Genomic DNA, 22,889 nt, shown 5'->3' with positions numbered 1-22,889 from the left:
GAAATCCGTGCTCGACATCGCCTGGAACCCCACGCTGAACACGCTGACCCGCAACGCCTGGCGACTGTCGTTCGGCGGCGGGATCGCGCCGGTCCAGCGGACCCCGTCGACGCTCATCCACGAGGCACCCCATCAGGACCTGCACCGGTTCGACGGCGAGGCCGACGGTGGCAGGCCCATCCTTCTCGTGCCTCCGCTCGCGGCGCCCGCGCAGTGCTTCGACCTGCGTCCGGGCCAGAGCCTGGCCGCGCATCTCGCCGGTACCGGGAAGGCGACGTATCTCGTCGACTACGGCACGATGGGGTACTCCGACCGCGGTCTCGGCTTCGAGGACTGGATCGACGACATCATCCCGGCGGCCGTCGACCGCGTGTCCCGCCTCCACGACGGATCGGCCGTCGACCTGATCGGCTGGAGCCTCGGCGGAACGATGTCGCTGCTGACGGCCGCAGGCCGGACCGATCTGCCGATCAATTCGGTGACGGCGATCGGCACGCCCATCGACTACGAGTCGGTGACCATGATCGCGCCGCTCCGCGTGGTCGGCCGGTTCACCGGTGATCGCCCCCTGACCACCGCCACGCGAGCGATGGGCGGACTGCCCGCTCCGCTGGTCCAGGCCAGTTACCGGTTCACCGCACTCCAGCGCGAGCTCACGAAGCCGTGGTTCATCGCGCGGAATCTCCACGACACCGAGACCCTGGCCCGCATGGAGTCCATCGACCGGTTCATGGCCGACATGCCCGGTTACCCGGCACGCTTCTTCCGCCAGGTCTGCACTCAGCTGATCCTCGGGAACGCGCTCGCCGCGGGGAGCTTCGAGACCCGGAACCGCGCGATCGCCCTGGCCGACCTCACGGTGCCGGTCCTCGCGATCGGCGGCACCGAGGACGTCATCGCCCCGATTGCCTCGGTGCGGGCGGCGACCGACGTGCTCACCGGTTCCCCGTCGGTGCGGTTCGAGTCCGCGCCGGGCAGTCATCTGGGTCTCGTCGCGGGCCCGAAGGCGAAAGACTCCACCTGGGCGTACATCGACAGTTTCCTGGGCAGTGATCAGGTCAGCGCGGCCCGGGCAGTTCAGATCAGCCCGGCCCGGGCTACTGCGCCCGCGAACAGTGCGGTGACCGCCGCGCCCATCGTCGGCTGATCCACTTCCTCGGGGTCGACGGAATGCTCCAGGACGAGTCCCGAAATGAGAGCCATCAGCGAGATGGCGGTGGTGCGGACGTCGAAGCCCTCGTTCACTCCCCACTCCCGGGCCCGCTCGCCGATCAATTCGACGAGTTTGCCCCGCAACTGCCGCCTCTCCCGCAGATAAGCCTGCGCGACCTGCGGGTCGCGGGCGGCGAGCACGCCGAATTCGAGGACCAGCAACGACCATCCCGGCTCGCGCACCATCCACGACGCGATGGCCTCGCCGCCCGTGCCCGCGGCGTCCGACGGGTTCATGCCGGAGATCTCGGCGAGCACCCGTCCCGCCAGTTCGAGTGAGCGCGCAGCGAAGAGTTCGGCGAACAGGTCCTGCTTCGAGTCGAAGTTCGAGTAGACCGCACCCTTGGTGAACCCGGCGCGGCGCGCGACCTCGGCGAGCCTGGCCGCGCTGAAACCGCGTTCGGCGAATTCCTCCGCCGCAGCGTCCAGGAGGCGTTGACGTACGACGTCACGACCGGGACGCGTCGCGGGCGTCCATTCGGTGTGACGACGGTCCGGTTGACGATCTTCAGTCACGATACCTAGGGTATTCAATACCCACGGTATCGACAAGGATCGAGGACGTCAGATGACCACGACCGCCAGCGACACAACCAGTCGCACCCAACCGCACCACGACAGTCCGGTGTCGAAATACGGGGCACCGAAGGTGATGGTCGCGCTGGTCTTCGGCGTCCTCCTGTTGCAGCTCGGATTCGTCCTCAGCTACGTCGCGGCGTTCCATCAGCCCACCCCGCGCGACATCGAGATCGCCGTCGTCGCGTCGGCGGGATTGCCCGCCGGCACGGATCAGCAGGTCGCCGACCGGCTCGATGCGATCGACGGCCGCCCGCTCCGGGCACGTGTCATCGCGGACACCGCGGAAGCGCGGCGGCTCCTCCACGACCGCGAGATCCAGGGCGCGTTCGTCGTGAATCCGGCCGGACCCGACACCCTGATCACGGCGAGCGCGGGCGGCAGTTCCATCTCCAGCGCGCTGGAGTCGGTGTTCGCCCAGGTGGAGAACAGTCAGGGCCGCCAGTTCACGGTCCGCGACGAGATTCCCGTCGGCGTCCACGACAACCGCGGCCTGTCCGGTTTCTATCTGGCGGTCGGGTGGGTGGTCGGCGGCTACCTGCTCGCAGCGGCGATCGGTCTGTTCATCGGTGCTCCGCGGACGCTGCGTCAGGCCGCCGCGCACACGGCGGTCCTCCTCGGCTACGCCGTCGTCTCGGGTGCCCTCGGCGCCCTGATCACCACCCATGTGCTCGGCACGTTCGCAGGCCACTGGTTCCCACTGTGGCTGCTCGGCACCGGCGTCGTCTTCGGCACTGCCGTGTTCACCCTCGGACTGCGGGCCGCCGTCGGCGTCCTCGCGGTGCCGCTCGCGATCGCCGTCTTCGTGATTCTGGGCAACCCCAGCGCCGGCGGGGCGTTCGGTTCCAACGTCATCCCCGCCTTCTATTCGGCCATCGGCCGCTGGATCACCCCCGGCGCCGGTACCGAGGGAATTCGCAGCATCGTGTACTTCGACGGCGTCGGGCTGGGACAGCCCGCACTCGCCCTCGCGCTGTACTCTGCGGTCGGTCTGGGACTGCTGTTCGGGTTCACCGCCAGACGTCTCCGGAAGGCGGAATCGACTACGCCCCGTTCCGATGTCGTGTCGGACGACGCTTCTTGATGTCGTTCCGGAGGAATGGACCTACTCTTGGTTCATGCCGACGCCCCTGCACCCCCACGCCGCGCATGTCGCCGAGACACTGATCGCGCGAGGACACCATGGGGTGATCGTGACCCAGCCCGACTCCACCCACTCCGCGGCCGAGGCAGCGGAATCCCTGGGCGTCGACATCGGGGCCATCACCAAGTCGCTGGTGTTCCTTCTCGACGACGATCCGATCCTCCTTCTCGTGTCGGGGGCGCACGAGGTGGATCTGGCGAACACCGGCAAACGGCTGCAGGGAAATCTGACCCAGGCACCTCTCGACATGGTGCGGATAGCCACCGGCCAGCCGATCGGCGGTATCGCCCCGCTCGGCCATCCCACCAATCTCCCGACCTATGTCGACAACGCCTTGTCGGAGCACGCGGAACTGTGGGCGGCCGCCGGGCACCCGGACACCGTGTTCCGCACGTCGTTCTCGGAGTTGGTGCGGATCACCGCCGGCCTCGCGATCGACGTCGACTGAACCCCTGTCTGCAGCGCCCCTATAGTTGACGGCACATCTCGTGACCGCGAGTGGCACAGTGACCCGCACGGGCCGACCCGGAGAATGATGTGTCCGACAGAGCCGAGCACGCCGAGACCGTCGATGGTTCGCGTCTCCCCCGCGATCCCCGACCCGCGCCCGGAATCAGCGCGGACGACTACCGCGCAGCCCTGCGTCGTCACCCCGCGGGGGTCACCATCGTGACCCTCGACGCCGGATCCGGCCCCGTCGGCTTCACCGCGTCCTCGTTCTCCTCCGTGTCCCTGGATCCGCCGCTGGTGTCGTTCAACATCGCGAACACGTCGTCGAGCATCGAGGCGCTGCATTCAGCGGAGTCGCTGGTGATCCACCTTCTCGGGGAGCACCAGCAGCACCTGGCTCAGCGATTCTCGCGCAGCGCCGACCAACGGTTCAGCGACGAGTCGCTCTGGGCGCGGCTCGGCACCGGCGAACCGGTCCTCCACGGAACTCCCAGCTGGTTGCGGGTCGTCGTGGACCAGTTGCTTCCCGTCGGCGACCACACGCTCGTGATCGGCCTCGTCACCCGCGTCCACGCCGAGGCCGACGACGATTCCGCGTCCGCTCCCCTGCTCTACCACGAGGGCCGGTACTACCGGCCCACGCCGCTGAGTTCGACGAACAACGGCAACTGACCGGATCAGGAAGCGAGCACCCGCTCGCGGCGGGGCAGGTCGAAGCGACGCAGCGCTTCGTCGACGGCGTCGGCGGACGTGACGAGGCCACGTTCCTCCAGCCACGGAAGGGTGCCGTCGACGAGCTGTTCCAGAACCCTCGGCAGCGACAGCGGCAGCAGCGTCACACCGTCGGCGACGCCAGCCGCCTGGATGTCGGCGATGAGCCCGGCCAGACCCACCGGAGTTCCGATGTACTGCAGCGACACTGGTTCACGCGGGGTCTCCAGCGCGCTGTCGAGGAGGGCGAGTTCCTTGCGCGCCGCACGGGCTTCGGTGGCGATGAGCACCTCGAGGTCCACCAGGACGGTGACGCCGTCGGGGTTCCGGCCGTCCGCGACGAGTTCGGCGCGGATCCGTGCGCGTTGCTGCTGCGCCTCACGCAGATCGGACGCCCGGATCCGGACGACGTTCGGCGGGAACGATGTGAGGTCGAGCTGATCCGTCGAATCGGCGGTCAGGTCCACCCAGTAGTCGGCGCCGTTGACGGGCCGCGTGCCCACGGCGCCCTCGGCCGCCGGGTGGTGACCCGATCCGGTCAGTTCGACGGCGACGCGAAGGGGACGGGAAACGAAGGCATTGTCTCGAGACATTGGGGTTCCTCGGGAATGACGTGTGAATGAAACGGAGCCGGCAGAACGGTCAGCTCGAACACATACCCGAGGCGGTTCGGCACAGATCGACATGCCGACGGCACCAGTGAGCAATCATTGTGCTCCCAGCCTGCGATGCCATGGGGTCATACTAGCGCGTCCCGCGAAAACCGGGTCTCCGGCACCGGATTCCACTGTCCGCTCTCCTTGGCGTAGTCCCAGTTCCGACGACCGGCGACCAGGGTGCGCACGGCCTCGACCAGCCGATCCACGTCTGCCGAGCAACTGCCGAGCCCGACACTCACCCGGACGGCGCCGCCGGGCCGCCCGAGGCGTCCCAGCAGCGGATGCGCGCAGAAGCGGCCGTCGCGCACTCCGATGCCGTGCTCGGCGGACAGGTAGGCGGCGATCTCCCCCGGCTCGAAGCCGTCGATCGTGAACGTCACGATTCCGACCGTGTCGGGGGCGTCCGACCACAGCCGCAGGAACTCCAGTCCGTCGACGCAGCCCAGTCCGTCGTGGAGCCGGGCGGTGAGCGCGGCCTCGTGTTCGGCCACGGTGCCGAAGTCCAGCGCGGACAGCGCGTCGCACGCGGCAGCGAGGGCCGCGGCACCGAGCACGTTGGGGGTGCCTGCCTCGTGCCGGGCAGGGGCGGGCGCCCACTGGGTGGATTCGACGGTCACGTTGCGCACCGCTCCGCCGCCCGCGAGGTAGGGGTCGGCGGCGTCGAGCCAGTCCCGGCGGCCCACCAGCACACCCGCGCCGAACGGGGCGTACAGCTTGTGCCCGGAGAACGCGAGATAGTCGACACCGCATTCCGCGAGGTCGATGCGGCGGTGCGGCGCGAGTTGCGCGGCGTCGACGAGAATCCTTGCACCGCAACGATGTGCAACCTCGGCGAGCGCCGCGATCGGCAGCACTTCACCGGTGACGTTGGAAGCGCCCGTCACCGCGAGCAGGGCGGTGGGCTTCGAGCACAGTTCCGCGACGAGCAGCCGGACGGTCTCGGTCAGTGTGTCCGCAGCCCGCACGACGCGAGAGCCCTTCCACGGCAACAGATTCGCGTGGTGTTCGATGTCGAGGACCACGGTGCTGCCGGGAACGCATCCGGCGAGCAGATTCAGCGAGTCGGTCGTGTTGCGGGTGAACACCACCACCTGGTCGTCGGTCGCACCGACGAACCGGGCAACGGAGTCGCGGGACTTCTCGTAGCAGTCGGTCGAGATCCGCGACGCGTAGCCGGCGCCGCGGTGCACGCTCGAATAGGTGGGCAGCAGCGCCGCGATGCGGTCGGTGACCTGCGCCAGGGCAGGGGCGCTGGCGGCGTAGTCGAAGTTGACGTAGGTGCAGTCGCCCCCCTGCACCAGCGGAACCCGCAGGTCGGAGCCCGAAACCTGGGCCAGCGGGGCAACACACACGTCGGCGGTCAATACAGCAGTCATCACGACATCCCTCGTAGTCAGGGACTCGTCGCAGGGTCGGTGCCCTCTCAGAGTCCGCGCTTGCCGGGTTCGGTGTGAACCTCAGCCTGGTCGTCACCCGGAGCACCCCGCCGCGGTGGAGGGTTGCCGACCAGCTAGCCGGGGCTTGACGCTGGTACTCGTGACCTGTTTCGAAGATTGCAGGATCGGCGCGCAGTTGTCAACCCGAAAGCCGGGAGGGCCCGGGGCCGCAGAGGTGAACTCGCGTCGGCGAGGCGTCACCCCGAGGAGCGGGGCCAGCCGATTCGCAATCGGGTTGAGGTCCAGATTGTTCGGGTCCGCCTTCGGTTTCGAATCCCACGGCTGGACGGCGGAGGGGTCGCTGCTGCGGAGCCGATCCGCGAGCACGTCCAGGTCGGCGCCGAAATCCTCGATCGCCGAACACTGTTCGGACCGCGTCGCCAGTACCGTCCGGCTGTCGTGCACCAAAGCCACTGCCCGGTAGAGTAATTCGGCACCGGACTCCGACAGCCCAGACAGCGCGACCGCGAGCGGCCGGAGGTCCTGCCCCCTGCCGTCGAACGCTGCGCCGAGTTCCGTCACGACGTTGTGCGGCGCACCGCCCACCCTCCGTGCCAGATGAACCGGGCGCCCTCCCGGCTGCGGCGAGCCGGGACCGGTTCGCGGAACGACGGTTGACGTCGGCGGCAGACACGGGCACTCCGATGACGAAGAAATACATGAGATGAATGGTCACACTCATATCCAGCCCGAACTCGTCAGCTGCGCAAACTCCGCACCGTCGCCGATGTCGCACGCCATTCGCCGGTCTTGACTGAATTTTCAGTTTGGAATATCTTCGATACCCATCAGGACGTGATGACGGTCACCTCCGCCACCGAAAGTGAGGTCCGCAGTGTCCACGAATCTCGACCCGACGACGCCCCTCGACGACACCGCCCCCTCCCCACCGGAGGACCGTTTCGGACACGTCGAGACGATCGGCGTGGAGTACATCCCCGAATCGGAACGCGATTCGCGACCGCTCAACATGCTCGCCGTGTTCTTCGGCGGCAATCTGGCGTTCTCGGTGATCGTGTTCGGCTGGCTCCCCATCACATTCGGTCTCGGTTTCGGCAGCGCGGTCGCGGCCAGCGCGGTCGGCATCGGGCTCGGCACCCTCCTCATCGCCCCGCTGTCGCTCCTGGGCCCGCGCACCGGCACGAACAACACCGTGTCCAGTGGCGCGCACTTCGGAGTCAGCGGGCGGATGATCGGCTCCGGCCTCACCCTGCTGTTCGCCCTCGCCTACGCGGCGATCGCCGTGTGGACCTCGGGTGACGCGCTGATCGCCGCCGCGCACCGGCTGCTCGGCACCCCGATCGACAACGGCATGCTCGCGCTCGGCTACGGCATCATCGCCGCCGAAATCGTCGCCGTCGCGCTGTTCGGCCACGGCACGGTGGTCGCGCTCCAGAAGTTCGTGCTGCCCGTCGTCGCCGCGCTCCTGCTCCTCGGCGTGTTCGCCTTCGGTGGGCACTTCCACGGCGCGGGCGGGGGCGGCGACTATCTGCTCGGCGGATTCTGGCCCACCTGGATCCTGGCCGTGGTGCTGGCCGTCGGCGGCCCGCTGTCGTATGCCCCCACCCTGGGCGATTACAGCAGGCGGATCTCCCGCGTCCGGTTCTCCGACCGTTCCATTGTCGCGGCGACCATGGCCGGCATCTTCTTCGGACTGTTCCTCACCGCGGCGTTCGGGTCGTTCACCGCCTCGACGTTCACCACCCTCAGCGACTCCTACGTCGCCGACCTCGTCGCGGAGGCGCCCGGCTGGTACGTGCTGCCGATCGTCCTCGTCGCCCTGGCGGGCGGCCTCGGGCAGGGCGTCCTCAACGTCTACGCCAGCGGGCTCGACCTGGAAGCGCTGATCCCCCGGTTGCGACGCGTGCACACCACCCTGATCACGTCGGCGCTCGCCGTCGCACTGCTCTACATCGGCGTCTTCGTGGTCGACGCCGTGGATTCCATCACCGCGATGACGTTGGTGCTCAACGGTTTCGCCGCACCCTGGGTGGCGATCAACGTAGCCGGGTTCCTGGTGGCGCGGCGAGGTCGGTACGACCCCGTCGACCTCCAGGTCTTCAACCTCGGCCATAGGGGTGGGCGGTACTGGTTCACCGGCGGATGGAACCTGCGCGCCGTCATCCCCTGGGCGGCCGGATCCCTGTTCGGCGTTCTCGCCGTCGACACGTCGCTGTACTCGGGGCCCCTTGCCGACATCGCGCACGGTGTCGATGTCAGTCTTGTCGGATCGTCGGCCATCGCCGTGGCCGGCTACCTCGTCGCGCTGCGACTGTGGCCCGAACACGTGGCCCCGGTCGAGGCGCCGACACCCTGAGACGGCACGAATCGAAGGAGATTTCCCGATGAGCGAGCGACGCGACGCGATTCTGAAGGCCAGCGCAACGGCCATCGCCCAACGAGGCATCCGCGGGCTTCGCGTCAACGATGTCGCGGAAGTCGCAGGCGTGTCGCCGGGCCTGCTGTACTACCACTTCAAGGATCGCATCGGCCTCCTCGAGGCCGCCCTGAACTACATCAACGACCGCGCCCGCGCCTACCGCAGCGAAGGCGAGGAGTCCGGCGACTCCGCCCGCGACCGGCTCACCCGCTCCCTCCTCGGTGAGATCCAGGACCGCCCGGAGGTGGTGGAGAACTCGTTGGCCTGGAACGAATTACGCGCCTCCGCCGTGTACGAGGAGGCCCTGCGGGAGCCACTCGCACGGACCACCGCGGCCTGGGTCGCGGAGATCGCCGACGCGATCACGCAGGCGCAACTCACCGGCGAGATCTCCCGCTCACTCGACCCCCAGCCCACCGCGGTCACGATGACCGCCCTCGTCGAGGGACTGTCCGGGCGGTGGCTCTGCAAGGAGATCACCACCGCGGACGCCCACTCCCACCTGCTCGGCGCGATCGACATCGTGATGTCCGAGCCCACCGACCGCACCACCGACACCCCCGTCACCAGACCGAAGGAAGAACAATGACCATCCGCACGATCACCGCCCCGTCCGCACCCTCCTCCCCCGCACGCTCCACGGAATCCACACGCACTCCGCTGCGCGTCGGGTTGGTGCAGCACCGCTGGCAGGCCGATCCGGACGCACTGCGCACCGCGTTGACCGACGCGATCGGCGAAGCGGCGGCACTCGGCGCGGCGGTGGTGTTCCTGCCCGAACTCACGCTGTCGAAGTACCCCGCCGACGTCCGCGCAACCGGGACACCCGGTCGCGACGCCGAGGACCTGACGACCGGACCCACCTACAGTTTCGCGGCCGCCGCTGCCGCCCGCCACCAGGTCTGCGTCCACGCCTCGCTCTACGAGAAGGCCGACGGCCCGGACGGTCTCGGCTTCAACACCGCCATCCTCGTGGCCCCGTCCGGCGAACTGCTCTCCCGGACCCGCAAGCTGCACATCCCCGTCAGCGCCGGCTACTACGAGGACACCTACTTCCGCGGCGGTCCCGCCGACGACTCCTACCCCGTCTACCGGCCTGCCGAATTGGACGGCGCCGCCATCGGACTGCCGACGTGCTGGGACGAGTGGTTCCCCGAGGTGTCCCGCATGTACTCGCTCGGCGGCGCCGAAATCCTCGTCTACCCCACCGCCATCGGGTCGGAGCCGAGCTTCCCGGCATTCGACACCCAGCCGATCTGGCAGCACGTGATCGTCGGAAACGGCATCACCAGTGGCACATTCATGGTGGTCCCCAACCGCTGCGGCAACGAGGGCGGCATCGACTTCTACGGTTCCTCGTTCATCTCCGACCCCTACGGCCGCGTGCTCGTGTCCGCTCCCCGCGACGAGGAGGCGGTCCTGGTGGCCGACCTCGACCTGGATCAGCGCAAGGACTGGCTCGACCTCTTCCCGTTCCTCACCACCCGCAGGCCCGACACGTACACCCGGCTCACGGACCCGGTGGACCACGAGCACCCCTACGGACTGCCGTCGGCGGTGGCGGCCGCGGAGACCCGGTCATGACCTGGCGGATGCCCAGCGAGACCGAACCGCAGGAGCGGGTGTGGATGGCGTTCCCGCCCCTCGGGGCGTCGATGACCGCGACGGAGGCGGGCGCCCACGAGGCGCGGACCGCGTGGGCCGCCGTCGCCCACGCCGTCGCCGAATTCGAACCGGTCACCATGGTTGTCGATCCGGCCGACCGCGACGTCGCCCGGAAGTACCTGTCCTCGGACATCGACGTGGTCGAGGCTCCCCTCGACGACGCCTGGATGCGCGACATCGGTCCCACGTTCGTCCTCGACGAGGAGAACTGTCTCGGTGCCGTGGACTGGACGTTCAACGGCTGGGGGCAACAGGACTGGGCCGCCTGGGACCACGACCGGTCGATCGGTGCGGCCGTCACGGCGTGGTCCGGGGCCTGCCCGGTCCCGTCGTCGATGGTCAACGAGGGCGGCGGTATCCAGGTGGACGGGCGCGGAACCGTGCTCGTCACCGAGACGGTGCAACTCGACCCGTTGCGCAACCCGGAACTGGACGCGGCCGGTGTCGAGGCGGAACTCGCGCGCACGATCGGCGCCGAACACGTCGTCTGGCTGCCGCGTGGTCTGACGCGGGATTCCGAGAAATTCGGCACCAAGGGGCACGTCGACATCGTCGCGGCGCTGCCCGCGCCCGGGGTGGTGCTGCTGCACTCCCAGCGCGACCGGTCCCATCCCGACCACGAGGTGACCGCCGAGATCCGGAAGGCGCTCGCCGACAGTCGTGACCGTTCCGGTGCGCCGTGGAAGATCGTCGACGTGCCCGCCCCGACCGTCCTGCGCGACGAGGACGGCTGGGTCGATTACAGCTACATCAACCACCTCGTCGTCAACGGCGGCGTCATCGCGTGCGGCTTCGACGACCCCGGGGACGCCGTCGCCCGCGACATCCTGTCGAGCGTCTATCCCGGACGCCGCGTCGTCACGGTGGACGCACGGCAGATCTTCGCCCGGGGCGGCGGCATCCACTGCATCACCCAGCACCAGCCGCGCGGGCGGATCTAACGGGCACCGTCCACCTCCGCCAGTCGCCTGGCGAGGAAACGACGGGTCGGTTCGTTCGCCGCCAGCCCGATCGCGGTGCGGTACTCCTCGCTCGATTCGGCGTGCCGGCCTGCCCTGCGCAGCAGGTCGGCACGGGTGGCGTGCAGGGCGTGCGTCCGCGCCAGCCGCGGATTCCCGGCGAGCGTGTCCAACGCGGCGAGACCGGCGTCGGGGCCGTCCCGGAATCCCACCGCGACAGCACGGTTGAGACGGACGGCGGGCGAGTTCCCGTACGCGCAGAGTTCGTCGTATCCGGCGACGACGGCGTTCCACTCGGTGGCCGCCCAATTCGGGGCGGTGGCGTGGGCGGCGGCGATCGCGGCCTGCGCGCCGTACGGACCGCCTCCCCGGCGCCGCGCGGCCCGCAGGCACACGACACCTTCGCCTATCTTCGCGCGGTCCCACCTCCCGCGGTCCTGGTCCTCGAGGGAGACGAGATCGCCGGCGTCGTCGGTGCGCTGGGACCGCCTGCTGTCGTGGAACAGCATGAGCGCCAGCAGCGCCCACGCCTCCCCCTCGTCCGGCATCAGCTCGCACAGCAGCCGGCCGAGCCGCAATGCCTCGTCGCAGAGTTCGTCCCGGATCGCGGTGTCGCCGGCCGTGGCCGAATAGCCCTCGGTAAATACCAGGTAGATGCAGGCCAGCACCTGTGGGGTGCGCTCCGGCAGCAGATGGTCGGGCGGAACCCGGAACGGGATACCGGCGGTCCGGATCTTCGACTTGGCGCGGGTGAGTCGCTGGGACACGGTCGGTTCCGGGGCGAGAAGCAACCGGGCGATCTCCGCCGGTCGCAGTCCTGCCACCAGCCGGAGAGTCAACGCGACCTGCGACTCCGGGGACAGAGCCGGGTGGCAGCACGTGAACATGAGCCGCAACTGGTCGTCACGCACCGGCCACACCTCTTCCTCGTCCGGAGCCGGAACGAGCCGCGCCGCATCGTGCTCCTTGTCGCCGCGCAGCGACTCCCGGCGCAGCCGGTCCAGCGCCCGGTGGCGGGCGACGGTCGTGATCCAGGCGCCCGGATTCCTCGGCAGACCCGTATCCGGCCAGCTGCGGAGCGCCTCGGCGAAGGCGTCCTGCACCGCATCCTCCGCGAGGGACAGGTCGCCGACCATGCGTGCCACCGTCGCCAGTGCCCGGCCGGACTCCTCCCGGAAGATGCGGCTCAGAGTGTCGTCGTCCATTACTCGCCGTCGGCGACGATCTGCCGGAGTTCGATGCATCCTTTCGGCGACACCGGAATCTTCGCCGCCCACGCGATCGCCGCGTCACGGTCGTCGGCGGCCAGCACGTACAGGCCGTTCGGGACTTCCGCGGTCTCGGCGAAGGGTCCGTCGGTGAGCAGGAGTTCCCCGTCCCGGACGCGGATCGTGGTCGCGGAGTCCGGCGTGTGCAGGGCTCCGCCGCCGCGGATCGCGGACCCGGCGAGTCGGCCGAACTTCTCGTGCTCGGCCATGCCCTCGTCCCACTGGGGCGTGCCCGGCGACACCACCGCCGCCACCGGTTCCCGCAGCAGCGCCAACCAGCAGCCCTTCTGATCGGTCACCGGCATCCACTCGACCATCGGCCACAGTTCGACGGACCCTTCGGCGGCCTCGGGAATGTGCCGCGCGACCTCCAGCACCTCGTCGAGGTCCGATCCCTGGAGCACGTAAAAGCCACCGATCACCTCCGCCGTCTCCGCGAACGGGCCGTCCGTGATCAGCGCACGCCCGTCCTCGTTCCTGACGGTCGCCGCCTCCGCGCTCGGGTACAGGGCCCCGCCGCCCACGAGCGCGGAACCGGCGCGCTCCCAGAACGCCCGATGGCGCCCCAGTGCCACGGCGAACTCCGGGCTGTCCGGACCCCATTCGGTGGCGTTCGTCTCGCCCGCCAGCAATGCCAGGTAGTACATGACGTCATCCTTCCGCGATTCGAAGGAACTCGGGTGCTCCTTCTGACCAGACGACGAAGAAGTCGGGGGAACTTCTACATGTGTGACGAGAAACCTGCCAACGACAGGTGAAGAATGGTCGACGAAGCCCTACGAACCACCAACTGTTCACCATCTGGCCACCTGATCGTGAGATAACGAGCCGTACGCACCACCACCGCTCAGAGAAGGAATCCTGGATTGTCTCTCCAGTCGCCGACGGATTCGGACCTGTCGCTCCGTATACCCCGGGAATTCCTCCGCCGCGAATTCGCTCCGGCGCCGCGCACCCTCGTCGACATCCTGGTCGCGACAGCCGAGGCGAACCCCGAAGCCCCGGCGATCGACGACGGCACGACGTCGCTGACGTACCGCGAACTGCTCGAAGAGATCCGGCAGACCGCCGAGACCCTCGCCGATTCGGGCGTCGGGGCCGGCGATCGTGTCGGTATCCGCATGCCGTCCGGGTCCTGCTCGTTGTACGTCGCGATCCTCGCGACGCTCGCCGTCGGTGCCGCCTACGTTCCGGTCGACGCGGACGACCCCGAGGAACGCGCCGAACTCGTGTTCGGTGAGGCGCAGGTGCGGTGTGTGGTGACCGGCGCCGGCATCACCGCAGGCACCGCCCCCGACAGGCAAGAGTCGCCGAGCGCCCGTCCGCCGACCGTCGACGACGACGCCTGGATCATTTTCACCTCCGGATCCACCGGCACCCCCAAGGGCGTCGCGGTGAACCATCGCAACGCAGCGGCCTTCGTGGACGCCGAGGCCCTGATGTTCCTGCAGGAAGACCCGATCCGGCCCGGAGACCGGGTGCTGGCCGGACTGTCGGTGGCGTTCGACGCGTCCTGCGAGGAGATGTGGCTCGCGTGGCGTCACGGCGCCTGCCTCGTTCCCGCGCCCCGGTCCCTGGTGCGCAGCGGCATGGACCTCGGCCCGTGGCTCGTCGCACGCGACGTCAGCATCGTCTCGACGGTGCCGACGCTGGCATCGCTGTGGCCCGCCGAGGCCCTCGAGGCCGTGCGCCTGCTGATCTTCGGCGGCGAGGCCTGCCCACCCGAACTGGCGGAGCGGCTCGCCGTCGACGGACGGGAGGTGTGGAACACGTACGGCCCCACCGAGGCGACGGTCGTGGCCTGCGGCGCGCTGATGGACGGCAAGAGTCCGGTCAGCATCGGCCTCCCGCTGGACGGCTGGGATCTCGCCGTCGTCGATGCGGCAGGCGAACCCGTGCCCGAGGGCGAGGTGGGCGAACTGGTCATCGGCGGTGTCGGCCTGGCCCGGTACCTCGACCCGGCGAAGGACGCCGAGAAGTACGCCCCGATGCCGACGCTCGGCTGGGAGCGCGCCTACCGCAGCGGCGACCTCGTCCGACTCGACCGCAGCGGGCTGCTATTCCAGGGTCGCGCGGACGATCAGGTGAAACTCGGTGGCAGGCGCATCGAGCTGGGCGAGGTCGACAACGCCCTGCAGAATCTTCCCGGCGTCGGCGGGGCGGCCGCGGCGGTGCGCAGGACCGGTGCCGGTCACCAGATCCTCGTCGGCTACCTGGCCAGCACCAACCCCGACTTCGACCTCAAGGCCGCGCACGCCACGCTCATCGAGCAGCTCCCGGCGGCGCTGGTCCCCCGGCTGGTGCTGGTCGAGGAACTGCCCACCCGAACGTCGGGCAAGGTCGACCGGAACGCCCTCCCCTGGCCTCCGCCTGGCGTCGACGACGCCGCGGAGAAATTGGGTCTCGAGGGCACGCCGGCGTGGGTCGCCGGGTTGTGGGCGTCGATTCTCGGCGCCGAGATCACGGGGCCCGACGACGACTTCTTCGAACTCGGCGGCGGATCCCTCTCCGCCGCCCAACTGGTCACGGCGCTGCGCGAACGGTTCCCCGAGGTGACGGTCGCGCAACTCTACGACCATCCGCGGCTCGGTTCACTAGCCGAATACCTCGACGAGCTGGCGCCGATCGACGCCGCCGAACCCCGCGAGGTGATCCCGACCCCGCGTCGAAGCCAGCTCGTCCAGATCGCGGCAACCGTTCCGCTCACCACGCTGACCGGTCTGCAGTGGGTCACCTGGCTGGCGATCGCGAACAACGTCTTCTCGTGGTTCACGACCGTGTCCTGGGCGCCGACCGTGTCGTGGTGGTGGATTCTGATCGCCTTCCTCGCGTTCATCAGCCCGGTGGGTCGGATGGCGATCTCGGTGCTCGGCTCACGGATCCTGCTGCGCGGACTCGAGCCGGGAACCTATCCCCGAGGGGGCAGCGAACACCTGAGACTGTGGGTGGCCCTGCGCCTCACCGAGGCCAGCGGCGCCGCGAACCTGTCCGGCGCCCCCTGGATGCTCTATTACGCGCGGGCGCTCGGCGCCACGGTCGGCCGGGGCGTCGACCTGCACACGCTGCCACCGGTCACCGGCATGCTCGAACTCGGCGACGGCTGCTCGGTCGAACCCGAGGTCGACCTGTCCGGGCACTGGGTCGACGGCGACGTCGTCCACATCGGCGGTATCAAGATCGGTCCCGGCGCGTCGGTGGGCGCGCGATCGACACTGCTGCCCGGCGCCGTCATCGGGCGGGGCGCCGAGGTCGAGGCCGGCTCCGCCGTGTTCGGGCGCGTCAAGGCCAATCAGCACTGGGCCGGTTCACCCGCGGTCAAGGTGGGCAAGGCCGTCCACCCGTGGCCCGAGGAGACGCCGCGGCGTGCGTCGTACTGGGTTCCCGTGTTCGGTGGGACGTCGATGCTCATCGCCGGGCTGCCGATCTTCGCGCTCGTCGCCGGAATCGTGCTCATCGGGTGGTGGATCCGCGACACGGGCACGCTCCGGAACGCGGTGCTCCAGTCCCTGGTGATCCTGCCCGCCGCGACGCTCGTCAGCCTCGCCGTGTTCGCCGTCCTCACGATCGTGTCCGTCCGGTTGCTGTCGATCGGACTGCGGGAGGGGTATCACCCGGTCCGCAGTCGCATCGGCTGGCAGGTGTGGGCCACCGAACGACTCATGGACTCCGCCCGCACCTTCCTGTTCCCGCTGTACGCGAGCCTGCTGACGCCGGGATGGCTGCGGTTGCTCGGCGCCCGGATCGGCAAGAACGTGGAGGCGTCGACCGTTCTCATGCTGCCGAAGTTCACGACCGTCGCCGACGGCGCGTTTCTCGCCGACGACACGATGATCGCGAGCTACGAACTCGGCGGCGGCTGGATGCACATCGAACACGCCAAGGTCGGCAAGCGCGCGTTCCTCGGCAATTCCGGGATGACCGGTCCCGGTCGGCGGGTTCCCAAGAACGGGCTCGTCGCGGTGCTGTCGGCGACGCCGTCGAAGGCGAAATCGGGTTCGTCCTGGCTGGGCAGTCCCCCGGTCCGCCTCCGGAGGGCGCCCGGCGACACCGACGCCAGCCGCACGTTCCGCCCGCCGTACCGCCTCAAGGTGGCGCGGGCCGTCGTCGAGACGTGCCGCCTCATTCCGGTGATGGTGACGTTCGGGATCGGGCTCGGCGTGTTGTTCGCACTGCAGGCCATGGCCCACCGCGTCGGTTTCTGGCTCGCGGCGCTGACCGGCGGCATCGTCCTCCTCGTCGCGGGTGCGGTCGCCGGGCTGATCTCCGTGATCGCGAAATGGCTTGTCGTCGGTCGCATCGGGAAGATCGAGCACCCGCTGTGGAGTTCGTTCGTGTGGCGGAACGAGGTGTCGGACGCGTTCGTCGAGACCGTCGCCGCGCCGTGGTTCGCCCGCGCCGCCACCGGCACCCCCGTGCTGAACGTCTGGTTGCGTGGCCTCGGCGCCACCATCGGCAAGGGCGTGTGGTGTGAAACCTACTGGCTTCCCGAGGCCGATCTCGTGACGCTGGGCGACGGCGCGACCGTGGAACGGGGGTGCGTCGTGCAGACTCACCTGTTCCATGATCGGATCATGTCCATGGACACCGTCATCCTCGGGGCCGGCGCCACCCTCGGCCCGCACTGCGTCGCGCTGCCCGCCGCCCGGATCGGGGAGGGCGGCACGGTCGGCCCGGCCTCCCTGGTCATGCGCGGCGACACGGTGCCGCCGTCCACGCGGTGGCAGGGCAACCCGATCGCCCCGTGGCCGGCGGGCAAGTGAAGCCCGCCAAGGGGATCGACGAGCCGGTCGACCCGTACCTCCCCCAGAACGGCAACCGCGGATACCGGGTGTCGCGGTACGACCTCGAACTCACGTACAAGGTCCACAGCAACCGGTTGACGGGCAAGGCCACGATCACGGCGGTCGCCACCGAGACACGGTCCCGGTTCGCCCTCGACCTCGCGGCCGGCCTGCACGTCACCAAGGTCGCGGCCAACGGGTCCCGCAGCACGAAATGGCTGCACCGGAACGGGAAGCTGATCATCACTCCGGCCCGGGAGATTCCGGCTGGTGCCGCTCTGGTGCTCACCGTCCAGTACGGGGGTTCCCCGAAACCGATCCGCAGTGCGTGGGGTGAGGTCGGCTGGGAGGAACTGTCCGAGGGAGCGCTCGTCGCCAGCCAGCCCAACGGGGCGGCATCCTGGTTTCCCTGCGACGACCATCCGAGTTCGAAGGCCAGTTACCGAATCTCGATCTCGACCGATTCGCCGTACTACACCGTCGCCAACGGGACCCTGGTCAGCAAGCAGACCCGGGCCAGTCAGACCACGTGGGTGTACGAGCAGACCGAGCCGATGTCGAGCTATCTGGCCACCATCCAGATCGGGCCGTACGAGCGACGCAGCTTCGGATCCGGTGCTGTTCCGATGTTCGCCGTCCACCCACCACGACTGCGTGCGTCGTTCGACGTGGACTTCGGCAGGCAGCCACAGATGATGGACCTGTTCGGCCGGTTGTTCGGACCATATCCGTTCGCCGACTACACGGTGGTCGTGACCGACGACGAGTTGGAAATCCCGCTCGAGGCGCAGGGACTGTCGATCTTCGGCGCCAACCATTGCACCGGCCGGCGCTGGTCCGAACGTCTGGTGGCGCACGAACTCGCCCATCAGTGGTTCGGCAACAGCCTGACGCTCCGCCAGTGGCGGGACATCTGGTTGCACGAGGGATTCGCCTGTTACGCGGAGTGGATCTGGTCGGAGAACTCGGGTGGGCCGTCGGCTCACCGTCTCGCTGTGCAGGCACATCAGGGTCTGGCCCGGAAACCACAGGATCTGGTGATCGCCGACCCGGGACCGCAGTTGATGTTCGACGACCGCGTCTACAAGCGGGGCGCGCTGACGCTCCATGCTTTACGACGCCGGCTCGGCGACGACAAGTTCTTCGCGTTGCTCCGGGAGTGGACTCTGGCTCACCGCCACTCCACGGTCACGAGTGAGCAGTTCACCGATCTGGCAACCCACTACACGGACGAGCCGCTGCGCCGGCTGTGGGACTCCTGGCTCGGGGAGAAGACGCTGCCGCCGATGTGATCCGTCCCCTCCTGATTCGGGAGGTGCGACCGCCACTTCGCAACTGCGAGCGCAAGGCATCCCGCGGCCGCGACGGCGCCGAACACGAACATTCGCGGATACGTCACCGCCGGGAACGTCTCGGACAGGTAGGCCATCACGGCGGGCGTCCCGAATCCCAGGTACGTCAGCGAGTAGAAGACGGCGGTCAGTCCGGCGAGGTCGTCCGGTCCCGCTATCCGCTGGATCTCCTGCAGTCCCGACACCATGGCCATGCCGTATCCGCAGCCGAGCACGACGGCGGCCGCGAGCGCGAGCGGAACGGTCAGCGCGGACGCGGCGACGACGGCAGCGACCATGCCCGCGAGGACGACGACGAGCGACACGACGACGGCGCGCGCGCTGCGGGGAGTGTCGATCCTGCGGCCGAGCGCCTGGATGGCGAAGCCCGCCCCGAGGCCGAGCATGCACATCAGCGCGGAGAACGCGAGCGGCAACCCACCGGTGTGCCCGGACATCAGCGACGGGAGCACGGCGTAGGCGGCGGCTGCCGTCCCGAACACCCAGGGTGCGAGCGGGGCGATCACGAACAGGAATCGCTTGTGCGCGGCGGACGGGATCGCGAGGTCGCGGACGAGCGAAACCCGTTCGGAGACGGGTTGCGCCGCGCGGGTTTCGGGCGCCCGCCACAGCGCGACGGCGGCGACGACGGCGATCGCGCTGTGCACGACGTAGGACAGCACGCTCGGCATCGGTGCCCACTGCGCGAGAACACCGGCGACACCCGCGCCGAGACCGAATCCACCGGTCAGACTCATCGCGGCCCGCCGCGCCCCGGCGCCGTCCGTGGCCGCCGGGTCCCACGGCGCGGTCGACAGTTCCTTCACCCAGCTGCCGCCGACGGCCATGCCGAGGCCGAGCGCGACGCCGCACAGGACCCGCCCGACGATGAGCATCGCCGCCGAGTCGGCGCCGAGGGCCAGGAGCGCGGAGCCGGCCACGGTGAGGAACGGGGCCGGCAGCAGGATCGGCCGGCGGCCCAGCCGGTCGGAGAGTGGCCCGCCGAGGAGCAGGGCCGGCACGATCCCGACGACGTAGGCGAACAGGAAGAGATCGACCGTCACCGGTGTGAAACCGTGATCGGCGCGGTACATGCCGAGGAGGGGCGTGAACTCGTTGCCGCCCCACGCCACGGCGAACATGGTCGCGGCCACCAGCAGCCAGACGCGCGGCGACGAGAGGGCCTCGGGCACCTCCGCCGGGGAGTCGCGGACGACGGTCATCGCGCAACTCCTCTCGGATTGAGGGCGTGGACCTGGCGCATGTGGATCAGCACGGCGGCGTCGAACCCGGCGACGTCCCCGGTCTCGACGAGTTCGGTCAGACGCTCGTGGTCGGCAATGATCTTGGGCAACTGTCCCGGATCGCGCGCGATCGAGTGGGCCGTCATCCGGCGCTGCCGCTCACGGATGCTGGAGTAGAACGTGGCCAGCAGCGGGTTTTCCCCGGCCTCGACGATCATCCGGTGGAAGTCAGCGTCCGCGGCGCTGAAGGCGGCGACGTCGCCGCGCCCGGCGATCTCCCGCTGCTCGACCAGGTTCTCGCGGAGCCGGGCGACGAGGAGTTCCCGCGTGCGGGGCTGGTCGGCGAGCAGTCGGACGCTGTGCGTCTCGACGAGTTGGCGGGCGTCGACCACGTGTTCCGCCTCGCCGTCCGCGACGGGTACGACGAGCGCGCCCCGCTTCGGGTACAGCCGCATCCAGCCCTCGGCCTCGAGCCGGAGGAACGCTTCGCGCACGGGGGTGCGGCTCAGGCCCATGCGTCCGGCGATCTCGCCCTCGCTGATCAGTTCACCGCCGGGCAGACCACCCGACAGGATGAGCTCCTTGACCTCGCGATAGGCCTGCTCCGCGGCGGAATACAACATAGACACAAGATGTATTTATACCCGCGCACCGCTGTCGGGTCTATGGCGCGACGGCCACTGTGAGCTCAATCTCCACAGGTGCTCCGGACGGCAGGGCGTACACGCCGATCGCACTGCGCACCGGCAACGCATCCTGTCCCAGGCTTTCGACCAGCACGTCGGACGCACCGTCGGCCACCGCGGAGAGATCCCGGAAGTCCCGGGTACACGCGACGAAGACCGTCATGCGCAGACACCGGGAGATGGCCGCCGTGCCGCCGACCGCGGCGGCGACAGCGGCCATCGCATTTCGCGCCGCCAGCCCGGCCGCCTCCCGGGCCTGCGGGAGGTCCAGGTCCCGTCCGACCACGCCGGCGACGGTCAGCACCCCGTCGCGGCGGGGCGTCATCCCGGCGCTGTAGGCGATTCCGTCGTGCACGACCGCGGGAACGTAGCGGCCCTGGGGTCGTGGGGCCACCCCGGCTAGTTGCTGCTCAGACACCGAGTGCGATTCCTTCCTGTCGCGGGTCGGCGGCGCCGGACAGCAGGCCGCGCCCGGGGTCGACGGAGATGATCTGAGCGCTTCCGCCCGCGGCCCATGGTCCTTGCAGTGCGATGTCGTGCCCGAGGGCGCGGAGTTCACAGCGCACGGTGTCGGGAACTCGCGATTCGCACCGCAGTTCCGCCGGGCGGCCGACGACATCGGCGTCGCTGCCGGGGAAGACGGTGAAGCGCGGCGCCGCGACGGCCTCCGCCGGGTCGAGTCCGTGGTCGAGCAGGTGCGAGATCAGTTGCATGTTCCATTGCACCTGGCCGTCGCCGCCCGGGGTGTTGCCGACGTGCAGGAGACTCCCGGACGTATCGGTGATCACCCACGCATTGAGGGTGTGCAGCGGTTTACGCCGGGGCGCCGCCGCGTTGGGATGTCCCGGAATCAGATACGCCCCGCGGCCGTATCGGTTGTTCAGCGCCACGCCGGTGCCGGGGACGGTCATCTTGGCGCCGAATGTGAAGGCGAGTGAGTGAATGAAACTGACGGCGCGGCCGTCGGAATCCACCGCGACGGTCGAGGTGGTGTCTCCCGCGTTCACGCTGAAAGCGCCCGACGACGCCCGCCGGAGGGCCAGCCGGTCTCGCGCCGCTCCGACCGCGGCCGGCTCGAGCACCCTTCTCCACCCGTTGTTGCCGGCGCCGCAGGTCGCATACCGGTCCTCGAACGCGAGTCGCGCGGCTCTCGCCATGCGATCGATCGCCGGAGCCGTGAGCCAGGGGGAGAAGCCGACGACGCCGTCGTTCAGCGCCGCCTGCTGCAGCACCATCCACCCGGGTGTGGGCAGGGGTGTCTGGTAAACGACCGCGCCGGCGTAGTGCCCGCTGATCGCGGCCTCCGGTCGCACGTCGGCGCCGGCCGCCCACTCCTCTCCGCTGAACGGCGCCCCGCCTGCCCGGAGTGCGTCGACGGCCTGCTCCGCAAACGCACCGGTGTAGAAGCCGGCCACGTCGCGCGCCAGTGCCCGGATCGACCGGGCCAGGTCCAGCTGCGGCAGCAACTCCCCCACCTGCGGTAACCGCCCGTCCGGGAGATACACCGCACGTAGCCCCGGGTCGGTGGCGATCGCGGTCCGCGCCTCGCGCACGTCGTCCCGGGTCTTGGCCGAGCAGGGCAGTCCCGTCTCCGCCGCGCGGATCGCCGGCGCCCAGAGATCGTCGAGCGAGCGTGTCGCGCCACCGGCATGCAGCGCACCGAGGGCGGCGGGGGCACCCGGAACGGCGACCGCCAGCGCTCCGTCGAGGGGAATCGACCGCAACCCGCGTTCGGCGTAGAACCCCAGTCCGCCGCCGTCGGGACCGAAGCCGCTTCCCCCGACCGTCCACACCGATCCGTCCGGTTCACGGACGACGGCGAATGCGTCGCCGCCGATTCCGCACTGGCCCGGCAACGTCAACCAGGTCATTGCGGCCATGGCCAGTGTCGCGTCGATCGCGTTGCCGCCGTCGGCGAGCACGCGCGCACCGACCGTGCTCGCCGCGGGATGACTGGAGGAGACAATGCCGTCGGCGGAGAGAGTGGGCGGTCGAGGGTTCACTTCATGCACCCCCGCGCGGCCCGCCTGCGCGGAATGGAGTTGGTGTCTTCGGGGTCGATGCCGACGAAGATCTCACCGTCACGTTCCTCGACCGGGTACGTCTTGATGGCCACCGTCGCCGGCGGACATACGGGTTCACCGGTTTCCAGATCGAACACGCTTCCGTGGCAAGAACATCCGATGCCGTCGTCCACGAGTTTCCCGGACGAGAGCAGGCAGTCCAGGTGCGTGCAGTAGTTGGACGTGGCGTAGGCCTTCCCGTTGAGGCGGGCCACGGCGAACTCGTGGTCACCGGCGAAAAACCGGCGCACGATGCCCTCGGAAACCTGTCCCGAGCGCGCAACGCGAGTGAATTCCATGGTCTTCTCCCTCTGTCGACAGGTA

The 22,889-nt window shown here is 69.4% G+C and carries 21 protein-coding genes and 1 riboswitch; of the genes, 10 read left to right on the top strand and 11 right to left on the bottom strand.

Translation table 11 applies throughout. The annotated features are described in order from the left end of the window. Positions 1-7: 7 nt before the first annotated feature. Positions 8-1,147 (top strand): alpha/beta fold hydrolase, encoded by a 1,140-nt coding sequence (locus tag ACFTWF_RS18635; protein ID WP_378462674.1) that lies wholly within the window; start codon positions 8-10, stop codon positions 1,145-1,147. Here the strand turns inward: ACFTWF_RS18635 and ACFTWF_RS18630 are convergent. After that, complete coding sequence (locus tag ACFTWF_RS18630; RefSeq protein ID WP_378462673.1) at positions 1,078-1,728, bottom strand: TetR/AcrR family transcriptional regulator; 651 nt, start codon at positions 1,726-1,728, stop codon at positions 1,078-1,080. The two genes, ACFTWF_RS18635 and ACFTWF_RS18630, sit on opposite strands and share 70 nt — an antisense overlap. A 52-nt stretch (positions 1,729-1,780) precedes the next feature. Between ACFTWF_RS18630 and ACFTWF_RS18625 the strand changes: the two genes are divergently transcribed. The 3 genes from ACFTWF_RS18625 (at position 1,781) to ACFTWF_RS18615 (ending at position 4,054) form a co-directional block, all read left to right on the top strand. Further along, entirely contained in the window at positions 1,781-2,872 is a 1,092-nt protein-coding gene (locus ACFTWF_RS18625) for a hypothetical protein (protein WP_378462672.1), read from the top strand. Positions 2,873-2,906: 34 nt separating this feature from the next. Further along, positions 2,907-3,380: a YbaK/EbsC family protein gene (locus ACFTWF_RS18620; protein ID WP_378462671.1), complete on the top strand. Its 474-nt coding sequence runs from the start codon at positions 2,907-2,909 to the stop codon at positions 3,378-3,380. A 164-nt stretch (positions 3,381-3,544) separates the two neighbouring features. Further along, a complete protein-coding gene (locus tag ACFTWF_RS18615; protein WP_378462894.1) occupies positions 3,545-4,054 on the top strand; it encodes a flavin reductase family protein in 510 nt (169 codons plus the stop codon). A 5-nt stretch (positions 4,055-4,059) separates the two neighbouring features. Here the strand turns inward: ACFTWF_RS18615 and ACFTWF_RS18610 are convergent, their stop codons facing one another. Genes ACFTWF_RS18610 through ACFTWF_RS18600 form a run of 3 tightly spaced genes read right to left on the bottom strand, consistent with a single transcriptional unit; the run spans position 4,060 to position 6,128 of the window. Next, a complete protein-coding gene (locus ACFTWF_RS18610) occupies positions 4,060-4,686 on the bottom strand; it encodes a hypothetical protein (RefSeq protein ID WP_378462670.1) in 627 nt (208 codons plus the stop codon). 49 nt (positions 4,687-4,735) lie between these two features. After that, positions 4,736-4,804, bottom strand: coding sequence for a putative leader peptide (locus ACFTWF_RS18605; RefSeq protein WP_369325290.1), 69 nt, complete (start codon positions 4,802-4,804; stop codon positions 4,736-4,738). Positions 4,805-4,832: 28 nt separating this feature from the next. Further along, positions 4,833-6,128: an aminotransferase class V-fold PLP-dependent enzyme gene (locus ACFTWF_RS18600; protein ID WP_378462669.1), complete on the bottom strand. Its 1,296-nt coding sequence runs from the start codon at positions 6,126-6,128 to the stop codon at positions 4,833-4,835. Positions 6,129-6,179: 51 nt separating this feature from the next. After that, positions 6,180-6,294, bottom strand: a riboswitch (SAM riboswitch). A gap of 729 nt (positions 6,295-7,023) precedes the next feature. On the opposite strand from ACFTWF_RS18600, the gene ACFTWF_RS18595 reads away from it, so the two are divergent. Genes ACFTWF_RS18595 through ACFTWF_RS18580 form a run of 4 tightly spaced genes read left to right on the top strand, consistent with a single transcriptional unit; the run spans position 7,024 to position 11,174 of the window. Then, positions 7,024-8,505, top strand: a complete 1,482-nt coding sequence (locus tag ACFTWF_RS18595) for a purine-cytosine permease family protein (RefSeq protein ID WP_378462668.1) — start codon at positions 7,024-7,026, stop codon at positions 8,503-8,505. Positions 8,506-8,533: 28 nt separating this feature from the next. Beyond that, on the top strand, positions 8,534-9,157 hold the full coding sequence (locus ACFTWF_RS18590) for a TetR/AcrR family transcriptional regulator (protein WP_378462667.1): 624 nt from the start codon (positions 8,534-8,536) through the stop codon (positions 9,155-9,157). Beyond that, entirely contained in the window at positions 9,154-10,152 is a 999-nt protein-coding gene (locus ACFTWF_RS18585; protein ID WP_378462666.1) for a nitrilase-related carbon-nitrogen hydrolase, read from the top strand. Before ACFTWF_RS18590 ends, ACFTWF_RS18585 begins: the two co-directional genes overlap by 4 nt. Beyond that, complete coding sequence (locus ACFTWF_RS18580; RefSeq protein WP_378462665.1) at positions 10,149-11,174, top strand: agmatine/peptidylarginine deiminase; 1,026 nt, start codon at positions 10,149-10,151, stop codon at positions 11,172-11,174. Before ACFTWF_RS18585 ends, ACFTWF_RS18580 begins: the two co-directional genes overlap by 4 nt. Here ACFTWF_RS18580 and ACFTWF_RS18575 read toward each other — a convergent pair. Together ACFTWF_RS18575 and ACFTWF_RS18570 are read right to left on the bottom strand one after the other, a co-directional pair. Further along, complete coding sequence (locus ACFTWF_RS18575; RefSeq protein WP_378462664.1) at positions 11,171-12,397, bottom strand: RNA polymerase sigma factor; 1,227 nt, start codon at positions 12,395-12,397, stop codon at positions 11,171-11,173. The two genes, ACFTWF_RS18580 and ACFTWF_RS18575, sit on opposite strands and share 4 nt — an antisense overlap. Further along, entirely contained in the window at positions 12,397-13,107 is a 711-nt protein-coding gene (locus ACFTWF_RS18570) for a YciI family protein (RefSeq protein ID WP_378462663.1), read from the bottom strand. The genes ACFTWF_RS18575 and ACFTWF_RS18570 overlap by 1 nt, the downstream gene beginning before the upstream one ends. A 219-nt stretch (positions 13,108-13,326) precedes the next feature. Here ACFTWF_RS18570 and ACFTWF_RS18565 point away from each other — a divergent pair, with 219 nt between their 5' ends. Next, entirely contained in the window at positions 13,327-17,220 is a 3,894-nt protein-coding gene (locus ACFTWF_RS18565; RefSeq protein WP_378462662.1) for a Pls/PosA family non-ribosomal peptide synthetase, read from the top strand. Next, positions 17,178-18,533 (top strand): M1 family metallopeptidase, encoded by a 1,356-nt coding sequence (locus ACFTWF_RS18560; protein WP_378462661.1) that lies wholly within the window; start codon positions 17,178-17,180, stop codon positions 18,531-18,533. The genes ACFTWF_RS18565 and ACFTWF_RS18560 overlap by 43 nt, the downstream gene beginning before the upstream one ends. Here ACFTWF_RS18560 and ACFTWF_RS18555 read toward each other — a convergent pair. From ACFTWF_RS18555 to ACFTWF_RS18535, 5 genes are read right to left on the bottom strand one after another with little or no spacing between them, the layout of a single operon-like run. Then, the gene (locus ACFTWF_RS18555) at positions 18,464-19,795 is read right to left on the bottom strand and encodes an MFS transporter (RefSeq protein WP_378462660.1); all 1,332 of its coding nucleotides are present in this window, start codon (positions 19,793-19,795) and stop codon (positions 18,464-18,466) included. The genes ACFTWF_RS18560 and ACFTWF_RS18555 overlap by 70 nt on opposite strands. Continuing rightward, entirely contained in the window at positions 19,792-20,439 is a 648-nt protein-coding gene (locus ACFTWF_RS18550; RefSeq protein ID WP_378462659.1) for a GntR family transcriptional regulator, read from the bottom strand. The genes ACFTWF_RS18555 and ACFTWF_RS18550 overlap by 4 nt, the downstream gene beginning before the upstream one ends. A 40-nt stretch (positions 20,440-20,479) precedes the next feature. Further along, on the bottom strand, positions 20,480-20,920 hold the full coding sequence (locus ACFTWF_RS18545) for a RidA family protein (protein ID WP_378462658.1): 441 nt from the start codon (positions 20,918-20,920) through the stop codon (positions 20,480-20,482). Beyond that, complete coding sequence (locus ACFTWF_RS18540) at positions 20,913-22,505, bottom strand: gamma-glutamyltransferase family protein (RefSeq protein ID WP_378462657.1); 1,593 nt, start codon at positions 22,503-22,505, stop codon at positions 20,913-20,915. Before ACFTWF_RS18540 ends, ACFTWF_RS18545 begins: the two co-directional genes overlap by 8 nt. Continuing rightward, complete coding sequence (locus tag ACFTWF_RS18535; protein ID WP_378462656.1) at positions 22,502-22,864, bottom strand: Rieske (2Fe-2S) protein; 363 nt, start codon at positions 22,862-22,864, stop codon at positions 22,502-22,504. The genes ACFTWF_RS18540 and ACFTWF_RS18535 overlap by 4 nt, the downstream gene beginning before the upstream one ends. Between the last annotated feature and the right edge of the window lie 25 nt (positions 22,865-22,889).

The sequence above is a fragment of the Rhodococcus sp. NPDC056960 genome (assembly GCF_042674125.1).
GTDB lineage: Bacteria > Actinomycetota > Actinomycetes > Mycobacteriales > Mycobacteriaceae > Rhodococcus_F.
This window is presented reverse-complemented; position numbering and strand designations above follow the sequence as displayed.

What these genes read in the sequence shown, in the direction of transcription:
- ACFTWF_RS18625 (WP_378462672.1), top strand. Translation starts at nt 1,781, where the DNA reads ATGACCACGACCGCCAGCGACACAACCAGTCGCACCCAACCGCACCAC.
- ACFTWF_RS18620 (WP_378462671.1), top strand. Translation starts at nt 2,907, where the DNA reads ATGCCGACGCCCCTGCACCCCCACGCCGCGCATGTCGCCGAGACACTG.
- ACFTWF_RS18610 (WP_378462670.1), bottom strand. Translation starts at nt 4,686, where the DNA reads ATGTCTCGAGACAATGCCTTCGTTTCCCGTCCCCTTCGCGTCGCCGTC.
- ACFTWF_RS18600 (WP_378462669.1), bottom strand. Translation starts at nt 6,128, where the DNA reads ATGACTGCTGTATTGACCGCCGACGTGTGTGTTGCCCCGCTGGCCCAG.
- ACFTWF_RS18590 (WP_378462667.1), top strand. Translation starts at nt 8,534, where the DNA reads ATGAGCGAGCGACGCGACGCGATTCTGAAGGCCAGCGCAACGGCCATC.
- ACFTWF_RS18585 (WP_378462666.1), top strand. Translation starts at nt 9,154, where the DNA reads ATGACCATCCGCACGATCACCGCCCCGTCCGCACCCTCCTCCCCCGCA.
- ACFTWF_RS18580 (WP_378462665.1), top strand. Translation starts at nt 10,149, where the DNA reads ATGACCTGGCGGATGCCCAGCGAGACCGAACCGCAGGAGCGGGTGTGG.
- ACFTWF_RS18575 (WP_378462664.1), bottom strand. Translation starts at nt 12,397, where the DNA reads ATGGACGACGACACTCTGAGCCGCATCTTCCGGGAGGAGTCCGGCCGG.
- ACFTWF_RS18570 (WP_378462663.1), bottom strand. Translation starts at nt 13,107, where the DNA reads ATGTACTACCTGGCATTGCTGGCGGGCGAGACGAACGCCACCGAATGG.
- ACFTWF_RS18555 (WP_378462660.1), bottom strand. Translation starts at nt 19,795, where the DNA reads ATGACCGTCGTCCGCGACTCCCCGGCGGAGGTGCCCGAGGCCCTCTCG.
- ACFTWF_RS18550 (WP_378462659.1), bottom strand. Translation starts at nt 20,439, where the DNA reads ATGTTGTATTCCGCCGCGGAGCAGGCCTATCGCGAGGTCAAGGAGCTC.
- ACFTWF_RS18535 (WP_378462656.1), bottom strand. Translation starts at nt 22,864, where the DNA reads ATGGAATTCACTCGCGTTGCGCGCTCGGGACAGGTTTCCGAGGGCATC.